Source organism: Nocardia sp. CDC153 (genome assembly GCF_035818515.1).
GTDB lineage: Bacteria > Actinomycetota > Actinomycetes > Mycobacteriales > Mycobacteriaceae > Nocardia.
In genome coordinates, this window is sequence record NZ_JAYKYU010000004.1 from 553,490 (window position 1) to 578,672 (window position 25,183).

A 25,183-nucleotide genomic window follows, 5' to 3' on the forward strand; every position below is an offset into this window, starting at 1 on the left:
CCGGCGGGCCAACGGTCGTGCCACCATCGGCGCGCCGATCCGGGGGCGATGCGCTCGTCCGGCTCAGGCGAGCAGAGCGACCGCCGTCTGCACGTAGGGATATGCCTTTTTGACGAGGTCGATCCAGCTGGACAGGCTCATGCTCGCCGTGAGATTCCAGGTGACCTCGTAGGACGCGTTGAGGTCCAACCATCCCGCCGTGAGTTCCGGATGCGATCCATGGTCATTCCAATCCATATCGCGTGAGCCACTGAGAACGCTGATGTCCCCCGACGTCGATCCGGTGTGCTGCAGGATGTATGCGGTTCCCGTGTGCACGGCAACGACCGCGCACGAGGCCGACACGTCGTAGTCCGGGGCACCCGAGTCATGGACGTGGCCGCTGAAAGCGCAACTGCCATCGGAGTTGAGTGTGACGGTGGCCCATCCCCCGACCGGAGTGTTGTTGGAGAAGGTGAAATTCTTGTTGGTGACCACGATTTGGTCTGGGACGGCGTGCCCGATGGTCGCAAATGCGCCCGAGGCCGAAGTCCAATAGATCCAGCCGTTCTGAAAGCTGTTGGCCCGGCCTGTTCCGTGGGGTCCGGGTTGCTCATCGGAGGTCGGGTACCCCAGATCCCCCTGCTCCCAGCCCTGATCGGACCACTTCTTCCAGATCTCGCCGTGAATTTCGTGCACCCCGATCGCCGGAGATGTATAGATGCCGCCGTACTCGAAGTGCAGGAATCGACCGACACCGTCGGGAGTCGGGGCGTCGTGCACATCGTAGGGAAATCCGAGAAAGCCGGTGGGACCTCCGACTGCCCGGTATTTGTCGACGAACGGTGGGGCGAGTTGCCCGGCCTTGTCACCCTTTTCCTCGTTGCGCCAATGAATTCGGCAGCACCATCACGATGTTCGGATCGATGTGGGGGCGAATGATCGGGTCGGTCATTTCTGGGTTCCGTTCTCTTGGATGGGACTTCAGTGCGCCTGGCGATTCACGACCACTCGCACAGCTCAACGGTGGGCGCGCCAGCGACTCTGCGCACCAGTAGTGGACTACTCGATTCCGGCGCGCTCGGGGCGTCCAGCTGGAGACAAACCTTCGGGTTAGTCGCTGAGCGGCAAGTGCGTACTTGTGGGGCGACACCGGCCCCGGCAGTCTCGACCTCAGCGCGCGCCGAAAACACTCACTTGATGATCGAAAAAGGAGTTCTCCCGCAATGACGAACATTCAGCACGGCCCGGTGACGGTGCTCGGGCTCGGCGCCATGGGTAGTGCGCTGGTGCAGACCTTGCGTAAGGCCGGGGTGGGGACCGCGGTGTGGAACCGCACGGCCGGCAAGGACGTGGAAGTGGTTGCGGCCGGGGCGGTTTCGGCGGGCACGGTCGCCGAGGCGGTGCGCGCGAGTGAACTGGTGATCGCGGTGCTGTTCGATCACGCCTCGGTGCACGAGACCCTCGACCCGATCGTGGGCGAGCTGGCGGGCAAGCAGCTGCTCAACCTGACCAGCACCAGCCCCGAACAGTCTCGGGAGTTGGCGCGCTGGGCCACCGAGCACGGTATCGAGTTCCTCGACGGCGGCATCATGGCGGTCCCGTCCATGATCGGCGGTGAGGGCGCGAGCATCCTCTACAGCGGCTCGCGAGCCCTGTTCGACCGGCATCGGCCGTTGCTCGAACTGTGGGGCAGTGCCGAGTATTTCGGGGCCGACGCGGGCCTGGCCGCGCTCACCGACTTCGCGCTGCTCACCAACATGTACGCAATGTTCGGCGGGTTCTTCCAGGGAGTGGCCCTGGTCGGTTCGGCCGGAGTGTCGGCCAGCGAGTTCGCTCCGCGCGCGGCGGCCTACATGACGGCCATGGCGCAAATGCTGCCCGGCTATGCCCGCATCATCGACACCGGCGACTACACCGGCGAGGTCTTCCAGGACCTGGTGTTCACCAAATCGGCCATGGACGCCCTGCGCCAAGCCGCAGCCGATGCCGGAATCAGCGCCGAACCACTGTCCGGCATCGCCGGATTGGTCGATCGCCAGGTCGCCGAGGGCCACGGCGCGGCGGCCTTCGAACGCAGCGCCGAGGCCCTGCGCCAGCGCTGAACCCCCGCGGACCAGCCAGCGTCCAACGCCGCTGTGGCCCCTCGCGATCGTCGAATCGTGAGGGGCCGCAGGCATTCTGCATGATGTGCACGCAAAGGCGCAGCCCGCGCTATTGCGTCAACTGCAAGGTTGCGCTCAGTGTCGCCAACTGCTCATCGAGCCCGAGACCGGCGATGCGTTGCTGAATCTCGGTGCGCTCGAGCACCGGCAGCGCCGACCACAATTCCCCGATCCGCGACTGCGCATCCGGCTCGGCCGTGGCCAGCACCTTCAACAGCGGCGGCCACAGGTGCGCGGTGACCGCCAGCTCCGGCAGCCGAGTCAGCGTCGCGGTGTCGAAACGGGAGATCGCCCCGCCGATTCGACGCGACACCACCGCCTCGGTGCGCTCACCCAACTCCAACAGCCCCCGCCACACCGCGGCCTCGTCGCACCCGTTCACCGCCGCGGCGACCGCGTCCACCGCCTCGGCCTCGCGCAGGATCGGGTTGGCCGCCAACAGATCCAACGCCGCCGGACTGAGCTGCCCGACGAAGCGCAGCGTCTCCGGCACCGCCCCGGCCGCGATGAACGTCTCGGTCAGATCGGCGATCTCCTCGGCCGAACCCAGATCGAAGAGGATATCGCCGATCGCCACCACCACATCGGTGTCGCAGCGCGCGAACACCGACAGCGCCGCCAGCCGCAACTCCTTGGACCCCTGCAGAATCGTGCGCACCAACCTCGGGATGCGCCGACCCTCCCCGGCGAGCAGATGCCGGATGATGACGCTGATGTTCTCCCCCGAATAGGAGTACGACGCCGAGCGGATCAACCCCTCGTCATCGTGCACATCCTCCTCGACCGCCCGCACCAATTCCGGTGTCGCATAGGCCAGAAACGGCCCCGCGGTGATGTAGTCCCCGCGCCGCAACAACTCGTTGATGATCGCCATGACCGGTTTCGGCGGCGCCACATCGGCCAACTGCCCGACACTGTGCGGATCCATGTACGGCGCGGCCTCGGCGGCATACCCGGGCTCGAGCATGCCGACCGCCTCGGCGGCCTTCTTCGGATGATCCACCCCGATCGCCCCCGCCGCGCGCCCGGCCATCACCGGCGGCACCATCTTCTGCACCAACGGCAGCGAGATCGACAGCGGAATGATCGGCACCAGCAGCGACAGCCGCGAGAAGATCGCATTGTGTTCGGCGAACATGACTTTGGCCATGGCCGCCTGCAACTCGTGCAGGTGTGCCGCGCCCAACTTCTCGAGATGGGTCAGCCGTTCCTCGGGCACGTGCAGGGTCCGCGACAGCAGGGTGATCTGCGCGCGGGTCACCAGATCGCTCATCGCCGCTATCCGAGCTTGTTGCCGAACATGATCTTCTTGGCCGCGGTCCGCAACGGCCACGGCAGCGCGCCGACGGTCTTGTCGACCGCCTCCACCATGGCGGCGTTCTCGGTGCGCCGCGCCTGCTGGAAGATGTCCAGCAGGTCGGCGGTCTCGGCCTCGCTCAGCAGGTCGAGCGCGGCCACCGGCCCGCCCAGTTCCCGTTCCAAATCGGCTCTGGCACCCACTGATTCGTCCCCATTCTCCGGAATGACCCGGATCACCCCTTTTGTGCGGTAATCAATCTCTACCAAGATCGTTGGCAGCGCGCCAGACAACAGCGGCCACGAATCGGGTCAATTGAGGTCGGCCGCAATCAGATCGGCGGCGCGCAGGGCCAAGGCCATGATGGTGACCTGCGGATTGACCCCCAGCGAGGTCGGCACCACCGAGCCGTCGGCGATATAGAGCCCTGACGTACCGAACACCCGATGATCGAACCCGACCACCGCCGCGCGCGCATCCCGGCCCATGCGGGCGGTGCCCAGCGGATGCGGACCCATCATGCGGAACTGGCGCGGGCGCAACCGCACGTCGGCGACCGTGCGGGCCTGATCGAGGGTGCGGATCGGCGGGGTGCCCGCGATCGGCAGCGCGACCGCCTCCGCGCCGCCGCGCAGAAACAGCTCGGCCAACCCGGCGCACGCGTGCTGCAGCGCGGTCTGCACGCGCGGGGTGATGTCGTAGCGGATCAGGGTGCGCCCGCCCGGACCGTGATGGACGCTGCCGCACCCGGTGTCGCGCACCATCGCGCCGAACTGCTCGGTGTGGGTCCAGCGGTTCATCCACTCGGTCAGGCGCGCACCGTGGAAGGGCAGCACTCCGGCGGCGAATTGCGGTGGGATGGTGACGCCCTCGAAGGTGACGAGCTCATCGCCCAGGCCCTCGACCTGATAGCCCTGCGGGATCCCGGTCCACGGCGACCCGGGCTCGGCCATCATGGCGACCGCGCCCAGCGACGGATGCACCGACAGGTTGCGGCCCAGCGCGGGCAGGCTGATCCCGTTGCGGCGCAACAGCAAGGGCGTCACGAGCGTCCCGGTGGCGACCACCACCGCGCGGGCACGGATCTCGACGGTGCGTGCCGCGCCGTGCTCGTCCTGCCCCTCGGCCAGCACCCCACCCGCGTGGTTGCCCGACAGCAGAATCCGGTTGACGCTCAGGCCGGTGTAGAGCTGCGCACCCCCTTTGAGCGCACGCGGCACCCAGCTGACATTGCTGCTGCGCTTGGCCTCGGTCGGACAGCCGTACACGCACTGACCCTGCCCGTCGCAGCCGACCGCGTTGCGCGGCAACGGCCCGTGCGCCGCGCCCAGGGCGTCAGCGCCCGCGCCGATGATGTCGGCGACGCGGCCCAGATAGCGGGGATCGGCGGTGGTGATGCCCAATTCGGCGGCGACCTCGTCCAAATACGGTGTGAACGCCTCGGGGCTGAAGTCGCTGGGAAAGCCCAGGTCGAGCCATTCCCGCAACACCGCGTCGGGGGTGCGGAAGGCGGTGCCGGAGTTGATCGCGGTGGTGCCGCCGACCAGCCGCCCGGTGCTCACGCCCAGCACCGAGTTGCCGATCGCCAGGTTGTATCCGCCGTCGCGCCAATACTTCTGGGTGCGCTCCCCCAGCTCACCGCGAAATTCCGCGCGGCCCGCGTAATCGCCCTCCTCGACCATCACCACGCCCAGGCCGCGTTCGGTCAGCCGGGCCGCGACCGCCGCGCCGCCCGCACCGGTGCCGATGACCACGACATCGCAGTCGACCAGCTCACGCGGCGAGAGCTCGCCCGGGGTACTGACATTGGCCGTCCAGCCGGGACGCTGCTCGCGGACCGGCTCGTCATAGCGGGGTGCGCCGATCGCGTCCAGGTAGCGGCGGTCGCTGAAATGCGCGATCCGCAACGGTGTTTCGATCGCCTCGACGGCATGGCGCAGCGTCCTGCCGTGCCGGGCGTCCTCGATCAGCGCCCGGCGGTGCGGGATAGGCAGCGCCGCAGCGCGTTTGCCGTGCTTGGCGCGCGCCGCCGCGTCCAGGCCGCGCAGGGCCGTGCGCAGACCCGATTGCATCAGCGGGGTCATATTGCCGATGTAGGTGTCGACACGTGTGAGGGTGCCCGAGTCGACCGACGGCACCGCGCCACCGGGCTCGATGAGCACCTCCGCCAGTGCGGCGAGGGTCTCGAGCTGTCCGGGCGAGAACACGCCCTGCGGCCGGGTGCCGTCGGGCAGATCGTCGCGCAGCGACACCCACGGCTCGAACGAGCGCAGAAAGCTCGGATAGTCGTTGGCGAAGAACTGCATTCGCCCGTGCGCGACCTGCTCGCCCTCACACGAGAGCGTGGTGTCGAGATTCGTGAGACTCGCGTGCGCGCGCCGCAACCACCGCACATCCTTGCGCCCGCTCAACCGCCACGCCCGATCCTGCTCGTCGCGAAAATCCAGTTCGTAGCTCATCAGTCGCTTGGTCACCGGCAATGCCACCAGCGTCCCGATCACCGCCGCGCCATCCACCCACGGCAGCGCGCGAATGGTCCCGGTGATGCGGGCGCGCCCATTGGTGACGAACCCGCGCGCCTGCCCGGATTCGCAGCGCAGATCCATGGCCAGGTGATGGGCCTCGCCGTCGGCGTCATAGAGCTCGCCGCGCATGGTCTCGAAGAAGGTCAAAGGCATCGGGGAAGCACTCTCAGACGATCGGGGACACGGTGTCGACCGGTTGCGGCACCAGGAATTCCAGCGCGCCACCGTGCGGGCTGCGCAACTCGAAGGCATTGCCGTTGCGCGGCGCGACATGCACCGACACCGCGGCGGTCTTGGAATTGAGGCAGTAGCTGGTGGCGCGGGCCGGGTTGCGGTAGGCCAGGCACACCATCTGCTCGGGTTCGGCGTGCATGCGCAGTTCGGCCGTCCCGTCGCGACCGCTCATGCGCAGCGACCAGTCCGGGAAATCCAGGTGCGGGCGCTGCCGCCACAGATCCACGATCCGGTCGAAACGGAACTCTTCGCCGCCGCGGCGGACCACCAGCATCGACAGCAGCGCCGAGGTGCGGCCCGCCATCCGGGTCCGCCCGGAGGCCGCCTCGGCGACCGCGAACGGCTCACCGGAGCGGGCATCGGTGAAAACGCATTGACCCCAGGCGTATTCGGGGCTGTGCTCGCGACCCCAGTTGTGGCCCTGCATGCCGTGCCAGCCGCTCAGGTCCCAGCGCTCGCCTTCCCAGTCGAGATGCCCGGTCACGGCGAGCAACGGGAAGGGGGTCACGAGCTTGTTGCTCGGCACCGGACTGTCGAGCAACCGGTCGGTCGGCAACAGTGACATCGGGTCACCGAGACCCGCCACCTTGGTGAAACCCACATCCCACGCGATGGTCTGCTCGGCATCGGACAGCTCGCCCGCCGTGCTGCCGCCGCGCGCGTGCAACAGCAGCGACAGTGGGCCCACCGCGATATCCTGCCCGAGCGCGTGCGCCTCGAACCGCGCTGTCGCCAAGGGAATGTCGACACACCACGCGCGCGTGCGCTTGCCGTCGAACACGCTGCACCACGCCTGCGCCACGGCGGTCCCGGGATCGGTGTCGGCGCGGCGTGGATCGTGATGGGACGCCGCAGGCGGCTGTGGCCGCCGCGCCGGGCGGTCGCCGGAAGTCAGCACCGTCGCCTTGATCCACACCGCGCGCGGCGAGTGCGGATCATTGGCCCGCACGAACCAGGATTCGACGTGATCGGAGCCCGGGCGCAAGCGCGGCGAGTTCTGCGCGATGGCGGTCATGGCGTTGTCCTTCATCGGATTTCGCGCCTTTCAGAGTTTCGGTCGACGGGCGAGCATGCCCAGCAGGGAACGACCGGCGCGTCCATAACCGCGCAGCTTGGGGGTGACATGCGGCGCGACCAGGCTCGCCGCCAGCTCGCGCATGGCGTCCTCGAGACCGACGTCGTAGGGGAACCACCACGGCCGCTTCGGCCCGAAGGCCGGGCCGCGCGGCAGATCCACCACCTGCACCCAGCTCGCATCCAAGAGTGCGTCGACACCGTGGGAGCGCCCGAACCCCGACAACGCGACCCCGCCCCACGCCAGCTCGGGGGTCGAATACATCGTCGCCGCCACATCATTGATCGACACCGACCCTGCCCGCAGTCGACCGGCCAGCGCCCGCGCTCGCGCGACATCGGCGGAGAACACACTCGCGGTGAGCCCGTACTCGGTGGCGTTGTGCAATGCCACCGCCTCGTCCTCGCACCCGAACCGGGACACCGCCACCACCGGCCCGAACGTCTCCTCCCGCCACACCGGGGTGTCGCGGACGTCCTCGCCGCTGACCACCGCGGGCGAGATTCGGCGTTGGCCCACTGGTTCGCCACCGGTCACCCGGACTCGGTGTTCGCGCACTGGTTCGCCAGCGCTCACCCGAACCCGATGTTCCCGGCTCGGTTCACCACCGGCCACCGGGATCGGGTGTTCCCTGGCCTCGGCGAGGTGGCGCTGCCAAATCCGCTGCTGGCGTTCATCGATGGCCGGTGCGAGATCGCTGCCGAGGTCGATGCGCCGCAGCTTGTCCTCCAACCGGACCACGAATGCGTCATGCAGCGACTCGTGTACCAGCACCCGCTCGATCGAGCAACAGGCCTGTCCGCCATTGAAATTCGCGCCCCACGCCACCGCGGAGGTCGTGTACTCCAGATCGGCGTCTTCCAGCACGATCGCCGCGTCGATCCCGCCCAGCTCCAGCCCCACCGGAATCGGGAACCGGGACGCGGCCGCCATCACCGCGCGACCGGTCGCGACCGACCCGGTGAACAACACCTTGTCCGGCCGCGCCTCGATCAACGCCGCTCCGACGGCCCCATCGCCGATGGCCAACTGCAGCATCCCTTCCGGAAGACCGCACGCCCGAACCACCTCCACGAGCACCTCCGCCACCCGGGGCGTGAGCTCGGAGGGCTTGAGCACCACCGCATTCCCTGCGATCAACGCGGGCAGCACCTGACTGAACGGAATCAGGAACGGCAGATTCCACGGCGCGATCGCGACCACCACGCCATAGGGCCGATGCGTGCGCACCGCCTTGCGGTACGGCGCGGTCGCCGAGGCGATCCGACTCGATCCCAGCGTGGCCGCCGCCGTCTCGAGATGGTGGCGGGTCAACGCGATCGCCGGAACCACCTCGTGTGCGAGCGCCTCCGCCAGAGGCTTTCCGTTCTCCTCGACGATCACCTGGGCAATGCGATCCATCGCCGCATGAAGCAGCTCGGGCAACGCGCTCATGACCCGCACCCGCTGCTCGACCGCAAGCGCACCCCACGTCGCCTGCGCTTCCCGCGCCCGCCCGACCAATTCGGCCGCCAGCACGCCCGGCTCGCCCTCGGCACTCTCGCGCTGCGCCTGCAGAAGGTGCGTCATTCCCAAACCCGCCTATCGAACCACCCGATCTTGGCCAGGTGGCCAAGTGGTCAGACCAATATAGCGAGCCGTCGACAGAAGGCAAGGACGGAATTCCTACCCTGACCCCGCCACCACCCCACGGCCCAGACCATGATGCGAGGTCAGCGGGGTCGAACCCGGACCGGGATCGCCGGGGGCCTTTCGTCGAGCGGCCTAGGCGCGCGTGCTGTCCGGCTGTTTCGCGAAGGCTTCGAACTCCGCCGCGGAAATGGCCAGCAGTGCGTCCGCCGCTGCTCGTGCCTCGTCGGCGTCCGCGTCGATGATCGCGGCTGCGAGCGCGCGATAACGGTCGGTGCTGCCCACTTCGGCGGCCATAAGACCGGCCAGGGCCTCGACCGCGGGTTCGTAGACCGCGCGCAGATCGTTGTAGAGCAGCCGGTACACGATCGAGTCCGCGCCATCGACCAGGCGGTCCCAGAAGGTGATCGCCAGCAGCTGCTGTGTGACCGGGTTACGTTCCGCGGCAAGGGCTTCCACCGCCGCGTCGAGCTCGGACCCCAGGCTTCCCGCCGCCCGCTCGGCCGCCAACCCCGCCACCTCGCGCCCCAACACCCGCCGCGTCTCCAGAATCGAGCGCACCACCGAGAAATCCAGCTCCCCCTGGCGAATCAGCAACCGCGGCAACATTTCCAGACCTGCGTGCCGCCGAAAATCCCGCACCGTCGTCGACCCACCCTGGCGCACCTCCACCAACCCGGTGTGCGCCAACCGCTGCAACGCCTCGCGCACCGTCGGCCGCGACACCCCCAACGTCTCCGCCAACGCCCGCTCCGCGGGCAACGCCGCCCCCGGCGCCAACTCCCCGTCCAACACCTCCCCCACGAGCTGCTCGAACACGGTATCCGGCACCGTCCGCCGATCGATCCGCTTGAACGCCATCCCCGAACGCTAAATCCCCCACCCCAACAGGTCAAGCGGCCAGACCAGTATCACCCGCGGGGTTCGGGATGGGAGGTTCGGGCGGGTGGGTGCGGGTTGCCGACTACACCGGGTTCGCCGGTTCTTTCGCGGGTGTTCATGTGGCGTTGAGGCGGGGGGTGCCGCGGGGAACCCGTTGCCCTGCACGATCGGCCACGTGCGCATCGTTCAGCTGGCGAATTTCTACGGTCCGCGCTCGGGTGGACTGCGCACGGCGCTGCACCACCTGGGCGAGGGGTACGTGGCCGCCGGGCACGAGGTGGTGCTGATCGTGCCGGGCACCCGGCGCGCGGAGGAGGTGCTGCCCAGCGGGGTCCTGCGCATCACGGTGCCCGCACCGGAGATCCCGTGGACCGGCGGCTACCGCGCCGCCGACCCGCGCCGGGTCGCCGACACCCTGGCCGGATTGCGCCCGGACGTGCTGGAAGTGTCGGATCGCTTGACGCTGCGCGGATTCGGCCGCTGGGCCCGCCGCCGCGACATCGCGGGCGTGATGATCTCCCACGAACGCCTGGACCGGCTGCTGGGCCAGATCATGCCGGGCCCGATCGCGCGCCGCGCCGCCGATATCGCCAACCGCCGCACCGCCCAGAACTACGACATCGTCGTGTGCACCACCCAGTTCGCGCGCGAGGAATTCCAGCGCATCGATGTCGAGAACGTCGAATTGGTCCCGCTCGGCGTGGATCTGGACATGTTCCGCCCCGACCGTCACGACCTGCGCCTGCGCACCGACCTCGGCGCGACCGACTATCCGCTGCTGGTGCACTGCGGCCGCCTCTCGGTCGAAAAACGCGTCGACCGCAGCATCGCCGCGGTCAGCGCCCTGCGCCGCCGCGGCCTCGACACCCGCCTGGTGGTCGCGGGCGACGGCCCCCGCCGCGACGCCCTCGAACGCCAGGCCCGCCTGATCCCCCCGCTCTCCGACGGCCAACCCACCGTCCACTTCGCCGGATTCATCAGCGACCGACCGGCTTTGGCCACCCTGCTCGCCACCGCCGACGTCTCCCTGGCCCCCGGCCCGCACGAAACCTTCGGCCTGGCCGCCCTGGAAGCCCTGGCCGCGGGCACCCCCGTGGTGGCCAGCCGCTCCTCGGCCCTGGCCGACATCATCACCGCCGAGGCCGGCGCGGTCGCCGCCGACCACCCCCGCGCCTTCGCCGAAGCGGTCACCGACGTCCTGTCTCGTCCCCTCAGCGAGCGCCGCCGGGCCGCCCGCCACCGCGCCGAGCAATTCACCTGGTCCGCAGCCGTTTCCGGCATGCTCAGCCTCCTCGGCTCGGCCTGATCCCGGCCCACGCCGTGCGATCGCGCGCGGTTGAACAGCGCGCGATAGACACTCAGTCGCGGGTCGGGTCGGGCTGCCACGGAATGTAGGGGCGGCCCGCGGATTCCGCGGCGGACTTCGAGGAATTGAGCTGGTAGGGCGTGATTCCGCCCGGCTGCCACGGGCCCGCCGAGCCCGCCGCGACCGCGGCGTCGGCCTTGGGAACCAGGCCGATCTCATTGCGCACCACCGTGATCGGGCGATCGGCCAGAGCGAACCAGTCCAGATCCAGGAAGTCGTGACTGCCCCGGGTCAGCGCGCCGCGGCGCATGGCATCCCCGAGCCGCTGCGCCATGCCGCGCGTGCGCAGATGCCCCTCGTCGGCCTCGAACAGCCCCGCCCCCGCGCGCAGATACCCGGTCTCGAACAGCGAGATGACCATGGCCAGCAGGCTGAACGCGCGCGGATCGTCATTGGCGCGGGCCATGAACGCGAACACCTCGATCTCGTTCTCGAGGGTGGTGCCGTATCCGGCGAGCACGTGCACCCAATCGTGTTGGGCCAGCAGCGGCGGCGCGGAACCGGGCAGACCCGGGGTGACGAATCCGCGATCCCGGTAGAAATCGGCGACCCCGCGCCCCAGCGTGCCGACCGGCAGGTCCCACAGTTCGGCCCAGCGCCCGGCCAGCGCCGGATCATCGGTGACCGCACTCCAGGAGCTGTCGAGGCCCTCGGTGTGCAGCGCACCCATCCGCAGCGCGTCCACATTGCCCAAATAGCCGTTGCGCGAGAAGTCGACCGCCGCCAAATCCACCGCGCCCTCGGCATACAACTGCGCCACGGTGATCATCTCGTCGTCCACGCCCAACGCGTCGGCGAACTCCCGCAGCCGATCCGCGACCTCCTCGGGCAGCGGCCGCACCACCAGCGCCGCCAGCAGCGCGGTCTGCAACACCCGCTCCCGGAAGATCGCATTCCGCCGCGCCATCCCCGCCGCGAACTCCGCCGCCCCGATCGGCGAGACCTCCGCCAACTCCACCGGATGCCCCGTCATCGACAGGAACAACGCCGGAATCAGCAACTGCTGCAAGGGCGTCAACCCCTCGACCCCACCCACCGCACTCACCACACCGCGCGCCACGAACCGCACCTCCGCGGCATCCGGCGGCGTGAGCAGCACCTCGTCCATCTCCCACAGCCTCCCAAACGATCACAGCCGAACCGGCCCGCCCCATTCTCGCCACGAATCACCCACCCCGCCCGTTCATTTCACCCTCGGCGTACTCGTGCCGGATTCGGCGCTCACCCGCCCGAACACGCCTTGGGCCGATCGTCTCCGAATCACGCCCGAGGAGGTGATAGCGAATGAATCCATTACAGATGCTGTGCAACTGGATGTGCTCGATGATGCTGGGCTGCTGCGGCGGCATGACCGTCATGTAAGGAGCGGTCTACCCCGGGGCTACGGCCCCGGGTTTCCGATCTGAATTTCGAGTGAACTCCCGCGCGCAGGGCCGCGATGGCCGCTATTGCGTTGTGACACTGGAGTTGTGAGCGCTGAGCTTATAGTCCTCTTGATCGTGGTGATCACCGCGTTGGCCTTCGATTTCACCAACGGTTTTCACGACACGGCAAACGCGATGGCGACCTCCATCGCGACCGGTGCGCTCGCTCCCCGGGTGGCGGTGGCCTTGTCGGCCGTGCTGAACCTGGTCGGGGCGTTCTTGTCGGTGGAGGTCGCCAAGACGGTCTCGGGCGGGCTGCTGAATATCGGCGGCGTGCACCACATGGCCTTGCTGCACATAGTTTTCGCGGGCCTGGTCGGCGGAATTCTGTGGAATCTGTTCACCTGGCTGATGGGAATTCCGTCGAGTTCCTCCCACGCCCTGTTCGGCGGTTTGATCGGCGCGGCCGTGGCCGCCCTCGGCGCGAGCGGTGTGATCTGGACCGGGGACCAGAAGACCGGCCTGATCAACAAGATCATCGTCCCGGCCCTGCTGGCCCCGTTCGTGGCCGCGCTGGTCGCGGGCCTGGGCACCTACGCCGTCTACTGGCTGACCCGCAACTCCCGCAAGGATCGGGTGAGCACCGGATTCCGTTGGGGCCAGATCGGTTCCGCCTCGCTGGTCTCGCTGGCCCACGGCACCAACGACGCCCAGAAGACCATGGGCGTCATCTTCATGGCCCTGGTCGCGCGCGGCACCTACACCTCCGCCGACGACATCCCGCTGTGGGTGAAGGTCGCCTGCGCGCTGGCCATCGCCACCGGCACCTACCTGGGTGGCTGGCGCATCATCCGCACCCTGGGCAAGGGCCTGGTCGAGATCGACTCCCCGCAGGGCTTCGCGGCCGAATCCTCCTCGGCGGCCATCATTCTCACCTCCGCCCAGTTCGGTCTGCCGCTGTCGACCACCCAGACCGCCACCGGTTCGATCCTGGGCACCGGCCTGGGCAAGCCGGGCGCGGAGGTGCGCTGGGGCGTCATGGGGCGCATGGCCGTGGCGTGGGTGTTCACCCTGCCGCTGGCCGGGCTGGTGGGCGCGTTCTGTTGGTGGCTGGCCGATCTGGGCGGCGGGCTGCTCGGCGTACTGATCGTGACCACCCTGCTGATCGCGGCGTCGGCGTACATGTACCTGCGCTCGCGGCGCAATCCCATCGACACCAGCAATGTCAACGACGACTGGGAGGGCGGGCTCATCCCGCCGTCGCAGCCGCGTGAGACCGCCGCGGCCTGAGGAGAGCGTCCGTGCACACCTTCACTGCCATAGCCAAGTCCCTGGGCGAGGTCACCCTGATCGCGCTGGTGCTCGGAGTCGGCGTCCCGGTGATTTTCGGTCTGGGCGTGCGGTTCTGGGCCCTCGAACCCGCCACCGCCGACGGCCCGGCCACCTCCAATCGCAACACCGCCGCCACCGCCATCGCCTACGTGTGTTTCGCGGTGGCGCTGGTCGTGGTGCTCGCCGGAATCCTCTACATCGCCAAGGATTTCATCAGCCACACTTTCGATATCCAGTTGTTCGGCGCGAAACCCCCGAAGAAGTGAGCCATGACGACCAATCGTTCGATCCTCGCCGCCGTCCTGGCCTGGCTGCGCGCGGGCTACCCGCACGGCGTCCCGCGTGAGGACTACGTGGCGCTGTTCGCGGTGCTGCACCGCAAGCTCACCGAGCTCGAGGTCGACGAGGTGATCGAACAATTGCTGGCCTCCGACGGGGTGCTCGACCGCGCCGCCATCGAGACCGCGATCGAGAAACTGGCCCACGAGAAGCCCGGTGCGGAGGACGTGAATCGCGTGGCGGCCCGATTGGCCGCCGCCGGTTGGCCTTTGGGCCATCCGTCCGAGGCGTGACCCGCGACAAGCAGGGAAAACCGATCGCATGGCCCTCTCCGAACTGCTCGCGCGCATCGTGGCGTGGTTGCGCGCGGGGTATCCGCAGGGCGTGCCCGACACCGACTATCTGCCGCTGCTGGCGGTGCTGGCCAAGCGGCTCACCGAGGACCAGGTGCGGCAGGTGGCCGCCGAGCTGATCCTGCTCGGCGCGCTGCCCGCCGACCGCGCCGACGTCGGGGTCCTCATCACCAAGCTCACCGACGAGATGCCCCGCGACAGCGACCTCGAACGCGTGCGCGCGCAACTGCGCGCGGGCGGCTGGCCGATCGACGAGGGCTGGCCGCAAGCCCCGGAATAAGGCCCTCGCACACCGCCGAAGATGCTTCGGTGTGACCCACCTCGCACCCACTCGTTTCGCAGATCAAAGAACTGAATGCGCGAATTAGAGAATTTCATTCAGCGGTCTGGTGATGATCTCGCACAATCTTCATACTCTCTCCCGGGTGGCGATCCCACCCGACCCAGCCGAGAGAACCGAGGAGTGCCATGAAGATCGGAATCCCCCGCGAGGTGAAGAACCACGAATACCGCGTGGCGGCCACCCCCGCCGGTGTCCACGAACTGGTCGCCCGCGGCCACGAGGTCTACGTCGAAACCGGCGCGGGCATCGGCTCCACCTTCGAGGACGACGCCTACCGCTTCGCCGGCGCCCAGGTCCTCGACCACGCCGACGAGGTCTGGGGCACCGCCGATCTGGTGCTCAAGGTCAAAGAGCCCATCGCCGAAGAGTATTCGCGCCTGCGCGCCGATCAGGTGCTGTTCACCTACCTGCACCTGGCCGCCTCGAAGGAATGCACCGACGCGCTGCTGTCGGCGGGCATCACCTCCATCGCCTACGAAACCGTCACCGCCCGTGACGGTTCGCTGCCGCTGCTCGCGCCCATGAGCGAGGTCGCGGGCCGATTGGCCCCGCAGGCCGGCGCCTACCACCTGATGCGTTCGGGCGGCGGTCGCGGCGTGCTCATGGGCGGCGTCCCGGGTGTGCGCCCGGCCAAGGTGGTCGTGCTCGGTGCGGGCGTGTCCGGCCGCAATGCCATCGCCGTCGCGCACGGCATGCACGCCGATGTAACCGTCCTGGACCTCAATATCGCCCGCCTGCGCGAGATCGACGATCTCTACCACGGTCAGGTCCGCACCGTCATGTCCAACCGGTTCGAGGTGGAGAACCTGGTCCGCGAGGCCGACCTGGTCATCGGCGCGGTCCTGGTGCCCGGCGCGAAGGCCCCCACGCTGGTCTCCAATGAGCTTGTCGCCCAGATGAAGTCGGGTTCGGTGCTGGTCGACATCGCCATCGACCAGGGCGGCTGCTTCGCCGACTCGCGCCCCACCACCCACGCCGACCCGACCTACCGGGTGCACGACTCGATCTTCTACTGCGTGGCCAACATGCCCGGCGCGGTCCCCCACACCTCGACGGTGGCCCTCACCAACGCCACCCTGCCCTACGCGGTCGCCCTGGCCGACCAGGGCTGGCGCGCCGCGGTCGCCGCCGACGCGGGCCTGGCCGCCGGACTGAGCACCCACAAGGGCGAGCTGCTCTCGGAATCGGTTGCGGCGGCACACGGTTACGCCGCCCACCCGCTGGCCGCCTGAGCCGACCCGCCCTTTCAGGAACCGCCGTGATGCCCCGGCCGCACGTGATCGAAGATCAGAATGGTCTCCGTCGACGCGACGGCCGGGTGCGCGCTCAGATTGTCGAGCACGAAGGTCCGCAGTTCCCCGGAATCCGCGGTCGCCACGTGAATGAGGTAATCATCGGCTCCGGCAATGAAATACACGTTCTCGACCTCGGGCAGCGCGGCCATCTGCTCGCCGAATTCGGCCAGATGGCTGCGCGCGGCCGCATGCACCCGCACCGCGATCATGGCCTGCAGATCCCGGCCCAGCGCGGCCGGATCGATATCGGCGTGAAAACCGCGAATCACCCCGCGCTCCACCAGCGCCCGCACCCGCCCCAGGCAGGTCGAGGGCGCGATACCCGCCGCGGCGGCGAGCGCATTGTTGGTCATGCGCCCGTCGCGCGCGAGTTCATCGAGCAGCAATCGATCGATGGCGTCCAGCGGCGCCGGCCGCCCGGACGAACCCGCCCCGGTCGATGCTGAAGAAACCTTCTTCATGATCGAACTGTACAGAAGATCCTTCATACCCAGGGGCGAGATCGGCTAAATCTTCACCCGGCACGCGGGTGATTCGTCACGGCCGCAGAATCATCCGGCCCGGGACACCGCCCGCGGCCTTCACGGTGAACGCCTGCGCCGCCTCGGCGAGTGGATACACCGCCCCGACCTGCGGGCGCACGTGCCCGTCGTCGATGAGTCGCGCGATCTCGACGAGCTGATCGCGATTGGGCAGCTGCACGAACACGATCGTGGCGATGTCGTCACGGTCGGTGGGGAATTCGGCCGCGGCCTTGATCGTGACCAGGGTGCCGCCGGGCCGCAGCAGCGCCGAGGAAGCGGTGAGCACCTCCCCGCCGACGGTATCCACCACCAGATCGGCCTGCCCCGCGATCTCGTCGAGGCCGCCCTTGTCGAGTGCGATGTACCGTTCGGCCCCGAGTTCGGTTGCCAGCGAACGCGAATGCTCACGCCCGGTGCCGATCACCCGCGCCCCGGCCCAGCGCGCCAACTGCACCGCCACCGACCCCACCGCCCCGCCCGCGCCGTGGACGACGACGGTCTGCCCTTTCTCCAGCTTGCCGTGGTCGAACAGCGCCTGCCAGGCGGTCAGCCCCGCCCGCGGCACGGCGGCGGTCTGAAAATGGTCCAGCGACCGGGGTTTGGGAGCCAGATTGCGCGCCTCCACCGCGACGTATTCGGCGGCCGCGCCATCGCGCAATTGGTCGGTCAGCCCGAACACCTCGTCGCCGACCGCGAATCCGGCGGTCCCGTAACCCAGCGCCGTGACCACCCCCGACACCTCGTTACCCGGAATGATCGCCGCGCGCCGATGCCCGGCCCGGCACGTCCAAATGGGCCAATCCAGCTCATTGTGCGTAATTCCGCACGCGACAACCTTGATCAATACCTCGCACAGCCCGGCCTTGGCGTCGGGGACGTCCTCATAGACGAGCCCGCCGATGCCCGCGGTCGGCTCGTGCGTGCGAATGGCCTTCATGCTCCGCTCCTTCTCGTCGGCGGATCGCTGTGCCGGCGACATGCCTGGTGGGGACGGTACGCCGCAGCAAGGCCGGACAATATCGAATTCGCCTCCTGCGAAACGATTTGCGCTCGATCATCGACCCGATCGCCCGGACCGTCGCACCCGTCTTGTAGGCTCGTCGCGTGGACATCCATTGGCACGCGGTCACGCCGCCGCCGGTCGCCGCCTGATCGGGCGCACCGGCTGACTTTCGCCTAGCACTCGGCTGACCCGTTGCGGCAGCCTGGATTTCGCGTGCGCCCGTTTCGAATCCCCGCCCTGTTCGGAATTCGACGACGGAGTCCACCATCGTGTCCTCTCGCACCTCCACCCTCGCTCCCGCGCGCCCGCACACCGCCGCCTGGCGCGGCAGCGCGCCCATTCTCGCCGCCTCGGTCCTGTGGGGCAGCACCGGCACCGCCGCCTCCTTCGCCCCGGCCGGCACCTCGGCCGCCGCCATCGGCTCGGCCGGTCTCGCGCTCGGCGGGCTGCTGCTCTACCTCACCGGTCGTGGAAAGCGCTTACGGCCCAACGCCTCCGAACGGTGGCTGCTGCTGCTGGGCGCAGTGGCCGTGGCCGGATATCCGGTCACCTTCTACCCCGCCGTGGCCAGGACCGGTGTCGCGGTCGCCACCGTGATCGCCCTCGGCAGCGCACCGGTGTTCGCGGGCCTGCTGGCCTGGCTCACCGGACGCGGCACACCCACCCCGCGCTGGTGTCTGGCCACGCTGATCGCCGTAATCGGTTGCGCCCTACTGGTCGTCGGCCCCCAACTGGCCACCGCGACCACCACGATCGACCCGCTCGGCGTCGCACTCGCCCTCTGCGGCGGCCTCACCTACGCGGTCTACTCGCTGATCGGCGGCCTGCTCATCGCCCGCGGCCACGCCTCGAACTCGGTCATGGGCACCATGTTCGGACTCGCCGCGGCCCTGGCCCTGCCGATCGTGCTCGCCTGCGGTCCGGCCTGGGTGCTCACCGCGCGCGGCGCGGCCGTGGCCCTGCACTTGGCGGTGTTCACGACCTTCCTGGCCTACCGCCTGTTCGGTTACGGCCTGCGCCACACCACGGTCGAAACGGCCACTGCCCTGACCCTGGCCGAACCCGCGGTCGCCGCGCTGCTCGGCGTCACCGTCGTCGGGGAACGCCTGCCGCTGCTGTCGTGGTCGGGCATGGCCGTGCTCGCCGTCGGCCTGGCCCTGCTGACCAGGCCCGCACGCGCGCGGGATTGAGCCCACATTGCACCGCGGGCGGGATGTGGTTATAACCAGTAGATGACGGTTGACGCCACGCTCTCCGCCCGCGCTCTGCTGCTCGACATGGACTCCACGCTCGTGAATTCCGAAGCCGTCGTGGAGTTCCTCTGGCAACGCTGGGCCGAGGAACACGAGATACCGCTCGAGGACGTTCTCGCCGTGGCCCACGGGCGACAGGGGTGGGCCACCATGGCCCACTTCCTGCCCGACCGCCCCGAGGAACTCAATCGCGCCGACAATGCCCGCATGCTCGAGCAGGAAACCCGCATCGTCGAGGGCGTCGTGCCGATCGCGGGCGCACCCGAATTCATGGCCGCCGTCGCCGATCTCCCCCACGCCCTGGTGACCTCGGCGAATATCGCCCTCACCGAAAGGCGCATGCAGGCGGCGGGTCTGGCGCTACCGAGCATTCTCATCACCGCCGAATCGGTCAGCGTCAGCAAGCCCGATCCCGAAGGCTTCCTCAAAGGCGCTGCCGAACTGGGGCTTTCCCCGCAGGACTGCCTGGTGTTCGAGGATTCGCAGGCGGGCATCGCCGCCGCCAAGGCCGCGGGCATGCGCGTGGTCGGTGTCGGCCCCCGCGCCGCCGCCTTCGCCCCCACCGCCCACGTCGCCGACCTGACGCACATTCGCGTCGAATCCGCCCCCGACGGCACGATCGACATCCACATCCTGGCCTGAGCGCAGGAAGGGTCCGGGCGGCGTCTGGCGTCGGGACGCCGCCCGGAGTCTGTGCGGCTCAGGCCTTTTCGAGCGCCGTCGGGCGCGCCAGCCGGGAGTGGAACCGCGAGTAGCCGAAGTAGATGATCAGACCCAGCACCAGCCATGCCGCGAACCGCACCCAGGTCTCCCAGGGCAGCGACCAGATCAGATAGATCGAGAACCCGATGCCCACCACCGGCACGACCGGCATGAGCGGCAGCCGGAACTCGCGCGGCTCGTCGGGGCGGGTGTAGCGCAGCACGATCACCGAGATGCTGACCACGATGAAGGCCATCAGAATGCCGATATTGGTCAGCTCCGCAACCACATTGATCTTCAACAGCCCCGCCAGGATCGCCGAACCGACACCCACGATCCAGGTCACCCGGGTGGGCACCTTGCGGGTCGGATGCGTCTTGGCGAACCACTCCGGCAGCAGACCGTCGCGGCTCATGGCGAACCACACGCGAGTCACGCCCAGCATGAAGGTCAGCACCACGGTGATGATGCCGACGATCGCGCCGACGGCGATGATATTGGCGACCGAGCCCATGCCCACCGACTTGAACGCGGTCGAGAACCCGGAGGTCGGGCTGATCTCGGTGTATTTCTGCATGCCGGTCAACACCAGACACGCCAGCACGTACAGCACCATGGCGATGGCCAGGGAGTAGATGATCGCCTTGGGCAGATGCTTTTTCGCCTCGGTGGACTCCTCGGCCGCGGTGCTCATGGCGTCGTAGCCGAACACCGCGAAGAACACCGTCGCCGCACCCGTCCACACCGCGCCGGTGCCGAACGGGAAGTAGGGGTGATAGTTCGCACTGTCGATTTTGAACACGCCGAGCACGATGATCAGCAGCACGATCGCCACCTTGATCCCCACCGCGACCGTCTCGAAGCGCCCCACGCTCTTGATCCCGCGCGAGAGCACCCACGCGCTGCCCAGACAGAACAGGATCGCGAACACATCCACCACATGCCCGTCGCCGGTGCCCGAGGCCCCGAGCATCCAGTGCGGCAAGGTGATTCCGATCTGATCCAACAGGAAGTTGAAATAGCCCGACACACCGATGGCGACCACCGCCGCCACCGCCACGTACTCGAGCAGTAGATCCCAGCCGATGAACCACCCGGCCAACTCGCCGAGCGAGACATAGCCGTAGGTGTAGGCCGAGCCCGCCTTGGGCACCATGCCCGCGAATTCCGCGTAGCACAGCGCCGCGCACGCACTGGCCACACCGGCGATCAGGAACGAAATGAGAACCGAAGGCCCCGTGGTCTTGTTGGCCACCGACCCGGCCAGCGCGAAGATCCCCGCACCGATGATGCCGCCGACCCCGATGGCCGTCAGCTGCCACAGGCCGAGGTGTCGCGAGAGCCGCTCATCGACGGGTGCTTCGTCCTCCACCTCCGTAATCGGCTTGCGGCGCAAGATCTGGCCGCGCAACTCCGCAATCGACATGCGGGATCCTTTCGTTCCGCCGCGCCCCGCTCCGATGCGAGTAACGCAGGTCACACTCGAGCTAGCTCAGCTAATCGGACCATGACCGACGCTGTGATCGGGCGATTGGTTAAATAAAGTTCAAAACTGTTGTCCAACCGGCCAAAGCCCGCCCTCCCGGCGCGCCGCACCCGCGGTCCGGAATGGATTGGGGCGCGGGGATTTCGGCGGGCACGGGGTGGGTGGGTGATCTAGTCTCAAACCGAAACGTGTTTCTTTTCGATGGTGAAGGTGGGGGTTCGGTTCACGTGGCCCATGGTGTGTTCGATCACGAAGTGCTCGAGGCGATCGACAAGTTGTTGCCGACCCTGCGCGAGCGCGCGCAGGAGACCGAGGATCTGCGGCGCATGCCCGACGAAACCGTCGCGGACCTGCAGGCGACCGGGTTGTTCAAGCTCACCCAGCCCACCCAATGGGGTGGCTACGCCGCCGAGCCGGTGATCATCTATGACGCCATCCGGCGGATCTCGAGCGCCTGCGGCTCCACCGGCTGGATCGCCGGCGTGTTCGGCATCCACCCCTGGCACCTGGCGCTGTTCGATCAGCAAGCCCAGCACGAGGTTTGGGGCGAGAATCGCGAAGCGCTGATCTGCTCCTCCTACGCCCCGATGGGCGCGGGCCTGAAGGTCGAGGGCGGCTTCCGGGTCAGCGGCGCGTGGCGCTACTCCTCGGGCTGCGACCACGCGCAGTGGGCGCTGCTGGGTGGACCGGTGCTCGAAGATGGCGGACCCATCATGGTGGAGGGCAAGCCGCAGTTCGGCAGCTTCCTGATCCCCAAGTCGGAGTTCACCATCGACCGGGTGTGGGACACCTTCGGTCTGGCCGGGTCCGGCTCCAATACCGTGCTGGTGCAGGACGTTTTCGTCCCCGAACACCGATTCCTGAGCTTCCACGACATGAACGACGGCACCATGCCGGGCGTGCGGGTGAACACCGAGCCGGTCTACCGCATGCCGTGGGGCACCATCCTGCCCACGGCCCTGTCGACCCCGGTGCTCGGCATGGCCGAGGGCGCGCGCGATATCTATGTCGAATACCAGCGTGAGCGTTGGCGGGCCGCCTTCGCCGGTGAGCAGGCCAAGCAGGATCCCTACATCACCGAGCGGGTGGGCCGGGTCAGCAGCGATATCGACGCCTCCCGGCGTCAGCTCTTCGGCCACATCGCCGAGGAGTACGCGACCCTGCTCGCCGGCGACGAGGTGTCGATCGAGACCCGGCTGGACGCGCGCCGCGACCAGGTCCGCGCCACCCAGCGCAATGTCGCGGCCATCGATGTCTTCATGGAGTCCGCCGGTGCGGCGGCCCTGGCCAAGGGCACGCCGCTGCAGCGGCTGTTCCGCGACGCGCACGCCGCCCGCGTGCACGCCACCCATGAGGCCGAGAAGGTCTACGACATGTACGGCAAGTACAAGTTCGGCCTCGACCCCGAGCTGATCATGGTGTAGCCCAGCCGATTACCGCCGCGCGCCCGGACCGAACGATCGCAGGAAGAACGCGAGGTTCGCCGGGCGCTCGGCCAGGCGGCGCATGAAATAGCCGTACCACTGATCGCCGTAGGGCACATAGGTGCGCAAATGCGCGCCCGTGGCGACCAGTCGCCGCTGCTCCTCGTCGCGAATGCCGTAGAGCATCTGGAATTCGAACCGGTCGGGCTCGCGGCGCGCGGAACGGATGTATCCGGCCGCGGCCTCGAGCATGACCGGATCGTGGGTGGCCACCATCGGATAGCCCTGCCCGCGCATGAGAATGTCCAGGCAGCGCAGATACGAGGCGTCCACCTCGTCGCGATCCTGATAGGCCACCCCGGGCGGTTCGCGATACGCGCCCTTGCACAACCGAATTCGCGAACCCGGACCCGACAGGTCGCGGCAGTCGCCCTCGGTGCGCAGCAGATACGCCTGCAACACCGTGCCCACCCACGGGAAATCCGCCCGCAGCGCCCGCACCACGGCCAGGGTCGAATCGGTGGTGGTGTGATCCTCGGCGTCCACGGTGACCCACACGCCCGCGGCCGCGGCGGCCGTGCAGATCTTGTGGGCGTTCTCGAGCGCGATGGCGTGCCCGTCGCGCGGCAGCGACTGCCCCAGCGCCGAGAGCTTGAGCGAAACCTCCAGGGGCCGTATCTCTCCCGGCGATCCGGGCAGCTCGCCCAGCGTGTCCAGCAGCGTCAGATAGTGCGAGACGGTGGCGCGGGCCTGCTCGATATCGGTGGTGTCCTCACCCAGATAGTCGATGCTGACGTAGCGGCCCGAGTCCCGCAGTGCCGCGGTGGCCGCGGCCGCCTGCGCCTCGGTCTCCCCGGCGACGAAGCGCCGCACCACCTTTCGGGTCGAAGCCATCGCGGTGACCGTCTTCTCCACGCGCGGCGACCGCGAGGCCGCCAACAGCGCCGGACGCAATGTGGCCGTGAACATCAGCGCTCCTCCGCTTCCGAGGCGACCGCCTGATGCGGATACCGGTGATCGGTGGGCGGCACGAAGGTCTCCTTGATGGTGCGCGCCGAGGTCCAGCGCAACAGATTCAGCGCCGACCCGGCCTTGTCGTTGGTGCCCGAGGCCCGCGCGCCACCGAAGGGCTGCTGGCCGACGACCGCGCCGGTCGGTTTGTCATTGATGTAGAAGTTGCCCGCCGCGAAGCGAAGTCGCTCGGTCGCCCGCGCCACCGCGGCCCGATCGTCGGCGATCACCGCACCGGTCAACGCGTAGGCCGAACCGCCATCGACCAGACCCAGCACGTCCTCGAAGCCACCCGGAGTGGAATCGTCGTAGACGTGCACGGCCAGGATCGGCCCGAAATACTCGGTGCGGAACGCCTCATCGGCCGGATCCTCACCCAGCAGCACAGTCGGCTCCACGAACCAGCCCTGGCTGTCCTCGGCGCGCCCACCGGTGAGCACGGTCAGGCTCGGGGTCGCCTTGGCCCGCTCGAGGGCGGCCACATTGCGGTCGAAGGCGCGTCGATCGATCACCGCCCCACCGAAATTCGTGAAATCGGTGACATCGCCGTAGCGCAACTCCGACACCTTGGCCAGGAAATCGCCCGACATGCGCGACCACACCGACTTCGGGATGAACGCCCGCGACGCCGCCGAACACTTCTGCCCCTGATAGTCGAACGCCCCGCGAATCAGGGCCGTGCTCAACACCTCCGGATCCGCCGAACTGTGCGCGAGCACGAAATCCTTGCCGCCGGTCTCCCCGACCAGCCGCGGATAGGTGTCGTACCCGGAGATATTCTCCGCCACCGACCGCCACAAATGCTGGAAGGTGCCCGTCGACCCGGTGAAATGGATTCCGGCCAGCCGCCGATCGGCCAGCGCCACCGCCGACACCTCCGGGCCGCGCCCGTGCACCAGATTGATCACACCGGGCGGCAGGCCCGCCGCCTCCAACAACCGCATCGTCCAATACGCCGAAAACGCTTGCGTGGGTGAGGGTTTCCACACCACCGTATTGCCCATCAACGCGGGCGCGGTCGGCAGATTGCCCGCGATGGCGGTGAAGTTGAACGGCGTGATCGCGTACACGAACCCCTCGAGCGGCCGGTATTCCACGCGATTCCACACCCCGGGCGTCGAGATCGGCTGCTGTGCCATGATCTCGCGTGCGAAATGCACATTGAACCGCCAGAAATCGACAAGTTCGCAGGGGGCGTCGATCTCGGCCTGATACGCGGTCTTGGACTGGCCCAACATGGTCGCCGCCGCCAGCGTCTCGCGCCACGGCCCCGACAGCAGGTCGGCGGCCCGCAAGAACACCGCCGCCCGCTCATCGAACGACAAGGCCCGCCACCCGGGCGCGGCCGCGGTGGCCGCCTCGATCGCATCGGCCGCGTCCACGGCCTCGGCGATCGTGATCGTCCCCAATACCGCCGAATGCCGATGCGGCTGCACCACATCGACCACCTCCCCCGCGCTACGCCGCTCCTTCCCGCCGATCACATGCGGAATCTCGATCGACGCGGCGGCGAGTTCGCTCAGCTTGCGCCGCAGTCGCGCACGCTCCGGGGTACCGGGCGCGAAAGTCCCCACCGGTTCGTTCACCGGCGGCGGAGTGACCGTGACAGCGTCCATGACATCCTCCTGGCGACATGTGGCCCGAGCCACAGGGGCGATGACG

At 68.5% G+C, this 25,183-nt stretch carries 23 protein-coding genes; 10 read left to right on the plus strand and 13 right to left on the minus strand.

From position 1 onward, the window contains the following. Positions 1-63 precede the first annotated feature (63 nt). Positions 64-876: an LGFP repeat-containing protein gene (locus VMT65_RS25085; protein ID WP_326311197.1), complete on the minus strand. Its 813-nt coding sequence runs from the start codon at positions 874-876 to the stop codon at positions 64-66. A 329-nt stretch (positions 877-1,205) separates the two neighbouring features. On the opposite strand from VMT65_RS25085, the gene VMT65_RS25090 reads away from it, so the two are divergent. Continuing rightward, on the plus strand, positions 1,206-2,084 hold the full coding sequence (locus tag VMT65_RS25090; RefSeq protein ID WP_326310841.1) for an NAD(P)-dependent oxidoreductase: 879 nt from the start codon (positions 1,206-1,208) through the stop codon (positions 2,082-2,084). Between the two features lie 109 nt (positions 2,085-2,193). Here the strand turns inward: VMT65_RS25090 and VMT65_RS25095 are convergent, their stop codons facing one another. From VMT65_RS25095 to VMT65_RS25120, 6 genes are all read right to left on the minus strand, one after another. Then, positions 2,194-3,417 (minus strand): hypothetical protein, encoded by a 1,224-nt coding sequence (locus VMT65_RS25095; protein ID WP_326310842.1) that lies wholly within the window; start codon positions 3,415-3,417, stop codon positions 2,194-2,196. Between the two features lie 5 nt (positions 3,418-3,422). Beyond that, on the minus strand, positions 3,423-3,644 hold the full coding sequence (locus VMT65_RS25100) for a hypothetical protein (protein ID WP_326310843.1): 222 nt from the start codon (positions 3,642-3,644) through the stop codon (positions 3,423-3,425). Between the two features lie 108 nt (positions 3,645-3,752). Continuing rightward, on the minus strand, positions 3,753-6,119 hold the full coding sequence (locus tag VMT65_RS25105; protein WP_326310844.1) for a GMC family oxidoreductase N-terminal domain-containing protein: 2,367 nt from the start codon (positions 6,117-6,119) through the stop codon (positions 3,753-3,755). 13 nt (positions 6,120-6,132) lie between these two features. Then, positions 6,133-7,215, minus strand: a complete 1,083-nt coding sequence (locus tag VMT65_RS25110) for a hypothetical protein (RefSeq protein ID WP_326310845.1) — start codon at positions 7,213-7,215, stop codon at positions 6,133-6,135. Between the two features lie 30 nt (positions 7,216-7,245). Then, positions 7,246-8,844, minus strand: coding sequence for an aldehyde dehydrogenase family protein (locus tag VMT65_RS25115; RefSeq protein WP_326310846.1), 1,599 nt, complete (start codon positions 8,842-8,844; stop codon positions 7,246-7,248). Positions 8,845-9,039: 195 nt separating this feature from the next. Further along, the gene (locus VMT65_RS25120) at positions 9,040-9,765 is read right to left on the minus strand and encodes a FadR/GntR family transcriptional regulator (RefSeq protein ID WP_326310847.1); all 726 of its coding nucleotides are present in this window, start codon (positions 9,763-9,765) and stop codon (positions 9,040-9,042) included. A 196-nt stretch (positions 9,766-9,961) separates the two neighbouring features. Here VMT65_RS25120 and VMT65_RS25125 point away from each other — a divergent pair, with 196 nt between their 5' ends. Then, the gene (locus tag VMT65_RS25125; RefSeq protein ID WP_326310848.1) at positions 9,962-11,092 is read left to right on the plus strand and encodes a glycosyltransferase; all 1,131 of its coding nucleotides are present in this window, start codon (positions 9,962-9,964) and stop codon (positions 11,090-11,092) included. Positions 11,093-11,144: 52 nt separating this feature from the next. On the opposite strand, the gene VMT65_RS25130 is transcribed toward VMT65_RS25125, so the two are convergent. Further along, complete coding sequence (locus tag VMT65_RS25130; protein WP_326310849.1) at positions 11,145-12,260, minus strand: hypothetical protein; 1,116 nt, start codon at positions 12,258-12,260, stop codon at positions 11,145-11,147. A gap of 361 nt (positions 12,261-12,621) precedes the next feature. Here VMT65_RS25130 and VMT65_RS25135 point away from each other — a divergent pair, with 361 nt between their 5' ends. The 5 genes from VMT65_RS25135 (at position 12,622) to ald (ending at position 16,055) form a co-directional block, all read left to right on the plus strand. Then, positions 12,622-13,806 (plus strand): inorganic phosphate transporter, encoded by a 1,185-nt coding sequence (locus VMT65_RS25135; RefSeq protein WP_326310850.1) that lies wholly within the window; start codon positions 12,622-12,624, stop codon positions 13,804-13,806. An 11-nt stretch (positions 13,807-13,817) separates the two neighbouring features. Next, positions 13,818-14,114 carry a hypothetical protein gene (locus tag VMT65_RS25140; RefSeq protein ID WP_326310851.1) on the plus strand — a complete coding sequence of 99 codons (297 nt, stop codon included), beginning with the start codon at positions 13,818-13,820 and terminating at the stop codon, positions 14,112-14,114. Positions 14,115-14,117: 3 nt separating this feature from the next. Next, positions 14,118-14,420 (plus strand): DUF3349 domain-containing protein, encoded by a 303-nt coding sequence (locus VMT65_RS25145; RefSeq protein WP_326310852.1) that lies wholly within the window; start codon positions 14,118-14,120, stop codon positions 14,418-14,420. Positions 14,421-14,448: 28 nt separating this feature from the next. Further along, positions 14,449-14,760 carry a DUF3349 domain-containing protein gene (locus VMT65_RS25150; RefSeq protein WP_326310853.1) on the plus strand — a complete coding sequence of 104 codons (312 nt, stop codon included), beginning with the start codon at positions 14,449-14,451 and terminating at the stop codon, positions 14,758-14,760. 188 nt (positions 14,761-14,948) lie between these two features. Beyond that, complete coding sequence (ald, locus tag VMT65_RS25155; protein ID WP_326310854.1) at positions 14,949-16,055, plus strand: alanine dehydrogenase; 1,107 nt, start codon at positions 14,949-14,951, stop codon at positions 16,053-16,055. A 14-nt stretch (positions 16,056-16,069) separates the two neighbouring features. Here ald and VMT65_RS25160 read toward each other — a convergent pair whose 3' ends face one another. Both VMT65_RS25160 and VMT65_RS25165 read right to left on the minus strand, forming a co-directional pair. Then, entirely contained in the window at positions 16,070-16,579 is a 510-nt protein-coding gene (locus tag VMT65_RS25160) for an Lrp/AsnC family transcriptional regulator (RefSeq protein WP_326310855.1), read from the minus strand. Between the two features lie 76 nt (positions 16,580-16,655). Further along, the gene (locus tag VMT65_RS25165) at positions 16,656-17,579 is read right to left on the minus strand and encodes an NADP-dependent oxidoreductase (RefSeq protein ID WP_326310856.1); all 924 of its coding nucleotides are present in this window, start codon (positions 17,577-17,579) and stop codon (positions 16,656-16,658) included. A 335-nt stretch (positions 17,580-17,914) separates the two neighbouring features. Between VMT65_RS25165 and VMT65_RS25170 the strand changes: the two genes are divergently transcribed. Together VMT65_RS25170 and VMT65_RS25175 are read left to right on the plus strand one after the other, a co-directional pair. After that, entirely contained in the window at positions 17,915-18,835 is a 921-nt protein-coding gene (locus VMT65_RS25170) for a DMT family transporter (RefSeq protein WP_326310857.1), read from the plus strand. A 42-nt stretch (positions 18,836-18,877) separates the two neighbouring features. Next, positions 18,878-19,540 carry an HAD-IA family hydrolase gene (locus VMT65_RS25175; protein ID WP_326310858.1) on the plus strand — a complete coding sequence of 221 codons (663 nt, stop codon included), beginning with the start codon at positions 18,878-18,880 and terminating at the stop codon, positions 19,538-19,540. 58 nt (positions 19,541-19,598) lie between these two features. On the opposite strand, the gene VMT65_RS25180 is transcribed toward VMT65_RS25175, so the two are convergent. After that, the gene (locus VMT65_RS25180; protein ID WP_326310859.1) at positions 19,599-21,026 is read right to left on the minus strand and encodes an amino acid permease; all 1,428 of its coding nucleotides are present in this window, start codon (positions 21,024-21,026) and stop codon (positions 19,599-19,601) included. A 287-nt stretch (positions 21,027-21,313) separates the two neighbouring features. On the opposite strand from VMT65_RS25180, the gene hsaA reads away from it, so the two are divergent. Further along, positions 21,314-22,510 (plus strand): 3-hydroxy-9,10-secoandrosta-1,3,5(10)-triene-9,17-dione monooxygenase oxygenase subunit, encoded by a 1,197-nt coding sequence (gene hsaA, locus VMT65_RS25185; protein ID WP_326310860.1) that lies wholly within the window; start codon positions 21,314-21,316, stop codon positions 22,508-22,510. A 9-nt stretch (positions 22,511-22,519) separates the two neighbouring features. Here the strand turns inward: hsaA and VMT65_RS25190 are convergent, their stop codons facing one another. Together VMT65_RS25190 and pruA are read right to left on the minus strand one after the other, a co-directional pair. Beyond that, a complete protein-coding gene (locus VMT65_RS25190; RefSeq protein WP_326310861.1) occupies positions 22,520-23,479 on the minus strand; it encodes a proline dehydrogenase family protein in 960 nt (319 codons plus the stop codon). Next, on the minus strand, positions 23,479-25,137 hold the full coding sequence (pruA, locus tag VMT65_RS25195; RefSeq protein WP_326310862.1) for an L-glutamate gamma-semialdehyde dehydrogenase: 1,659 nt from the start codon (positions 25,135-25,137) through the stop codon (positions 23,479-23,481). The genes VMT65_RS25190 and pruA overlap by 1 nt, the downstream gene beginning before the upstream one ends. Positions 25,138-25,183: the final 46 nt, after the last annotated feature.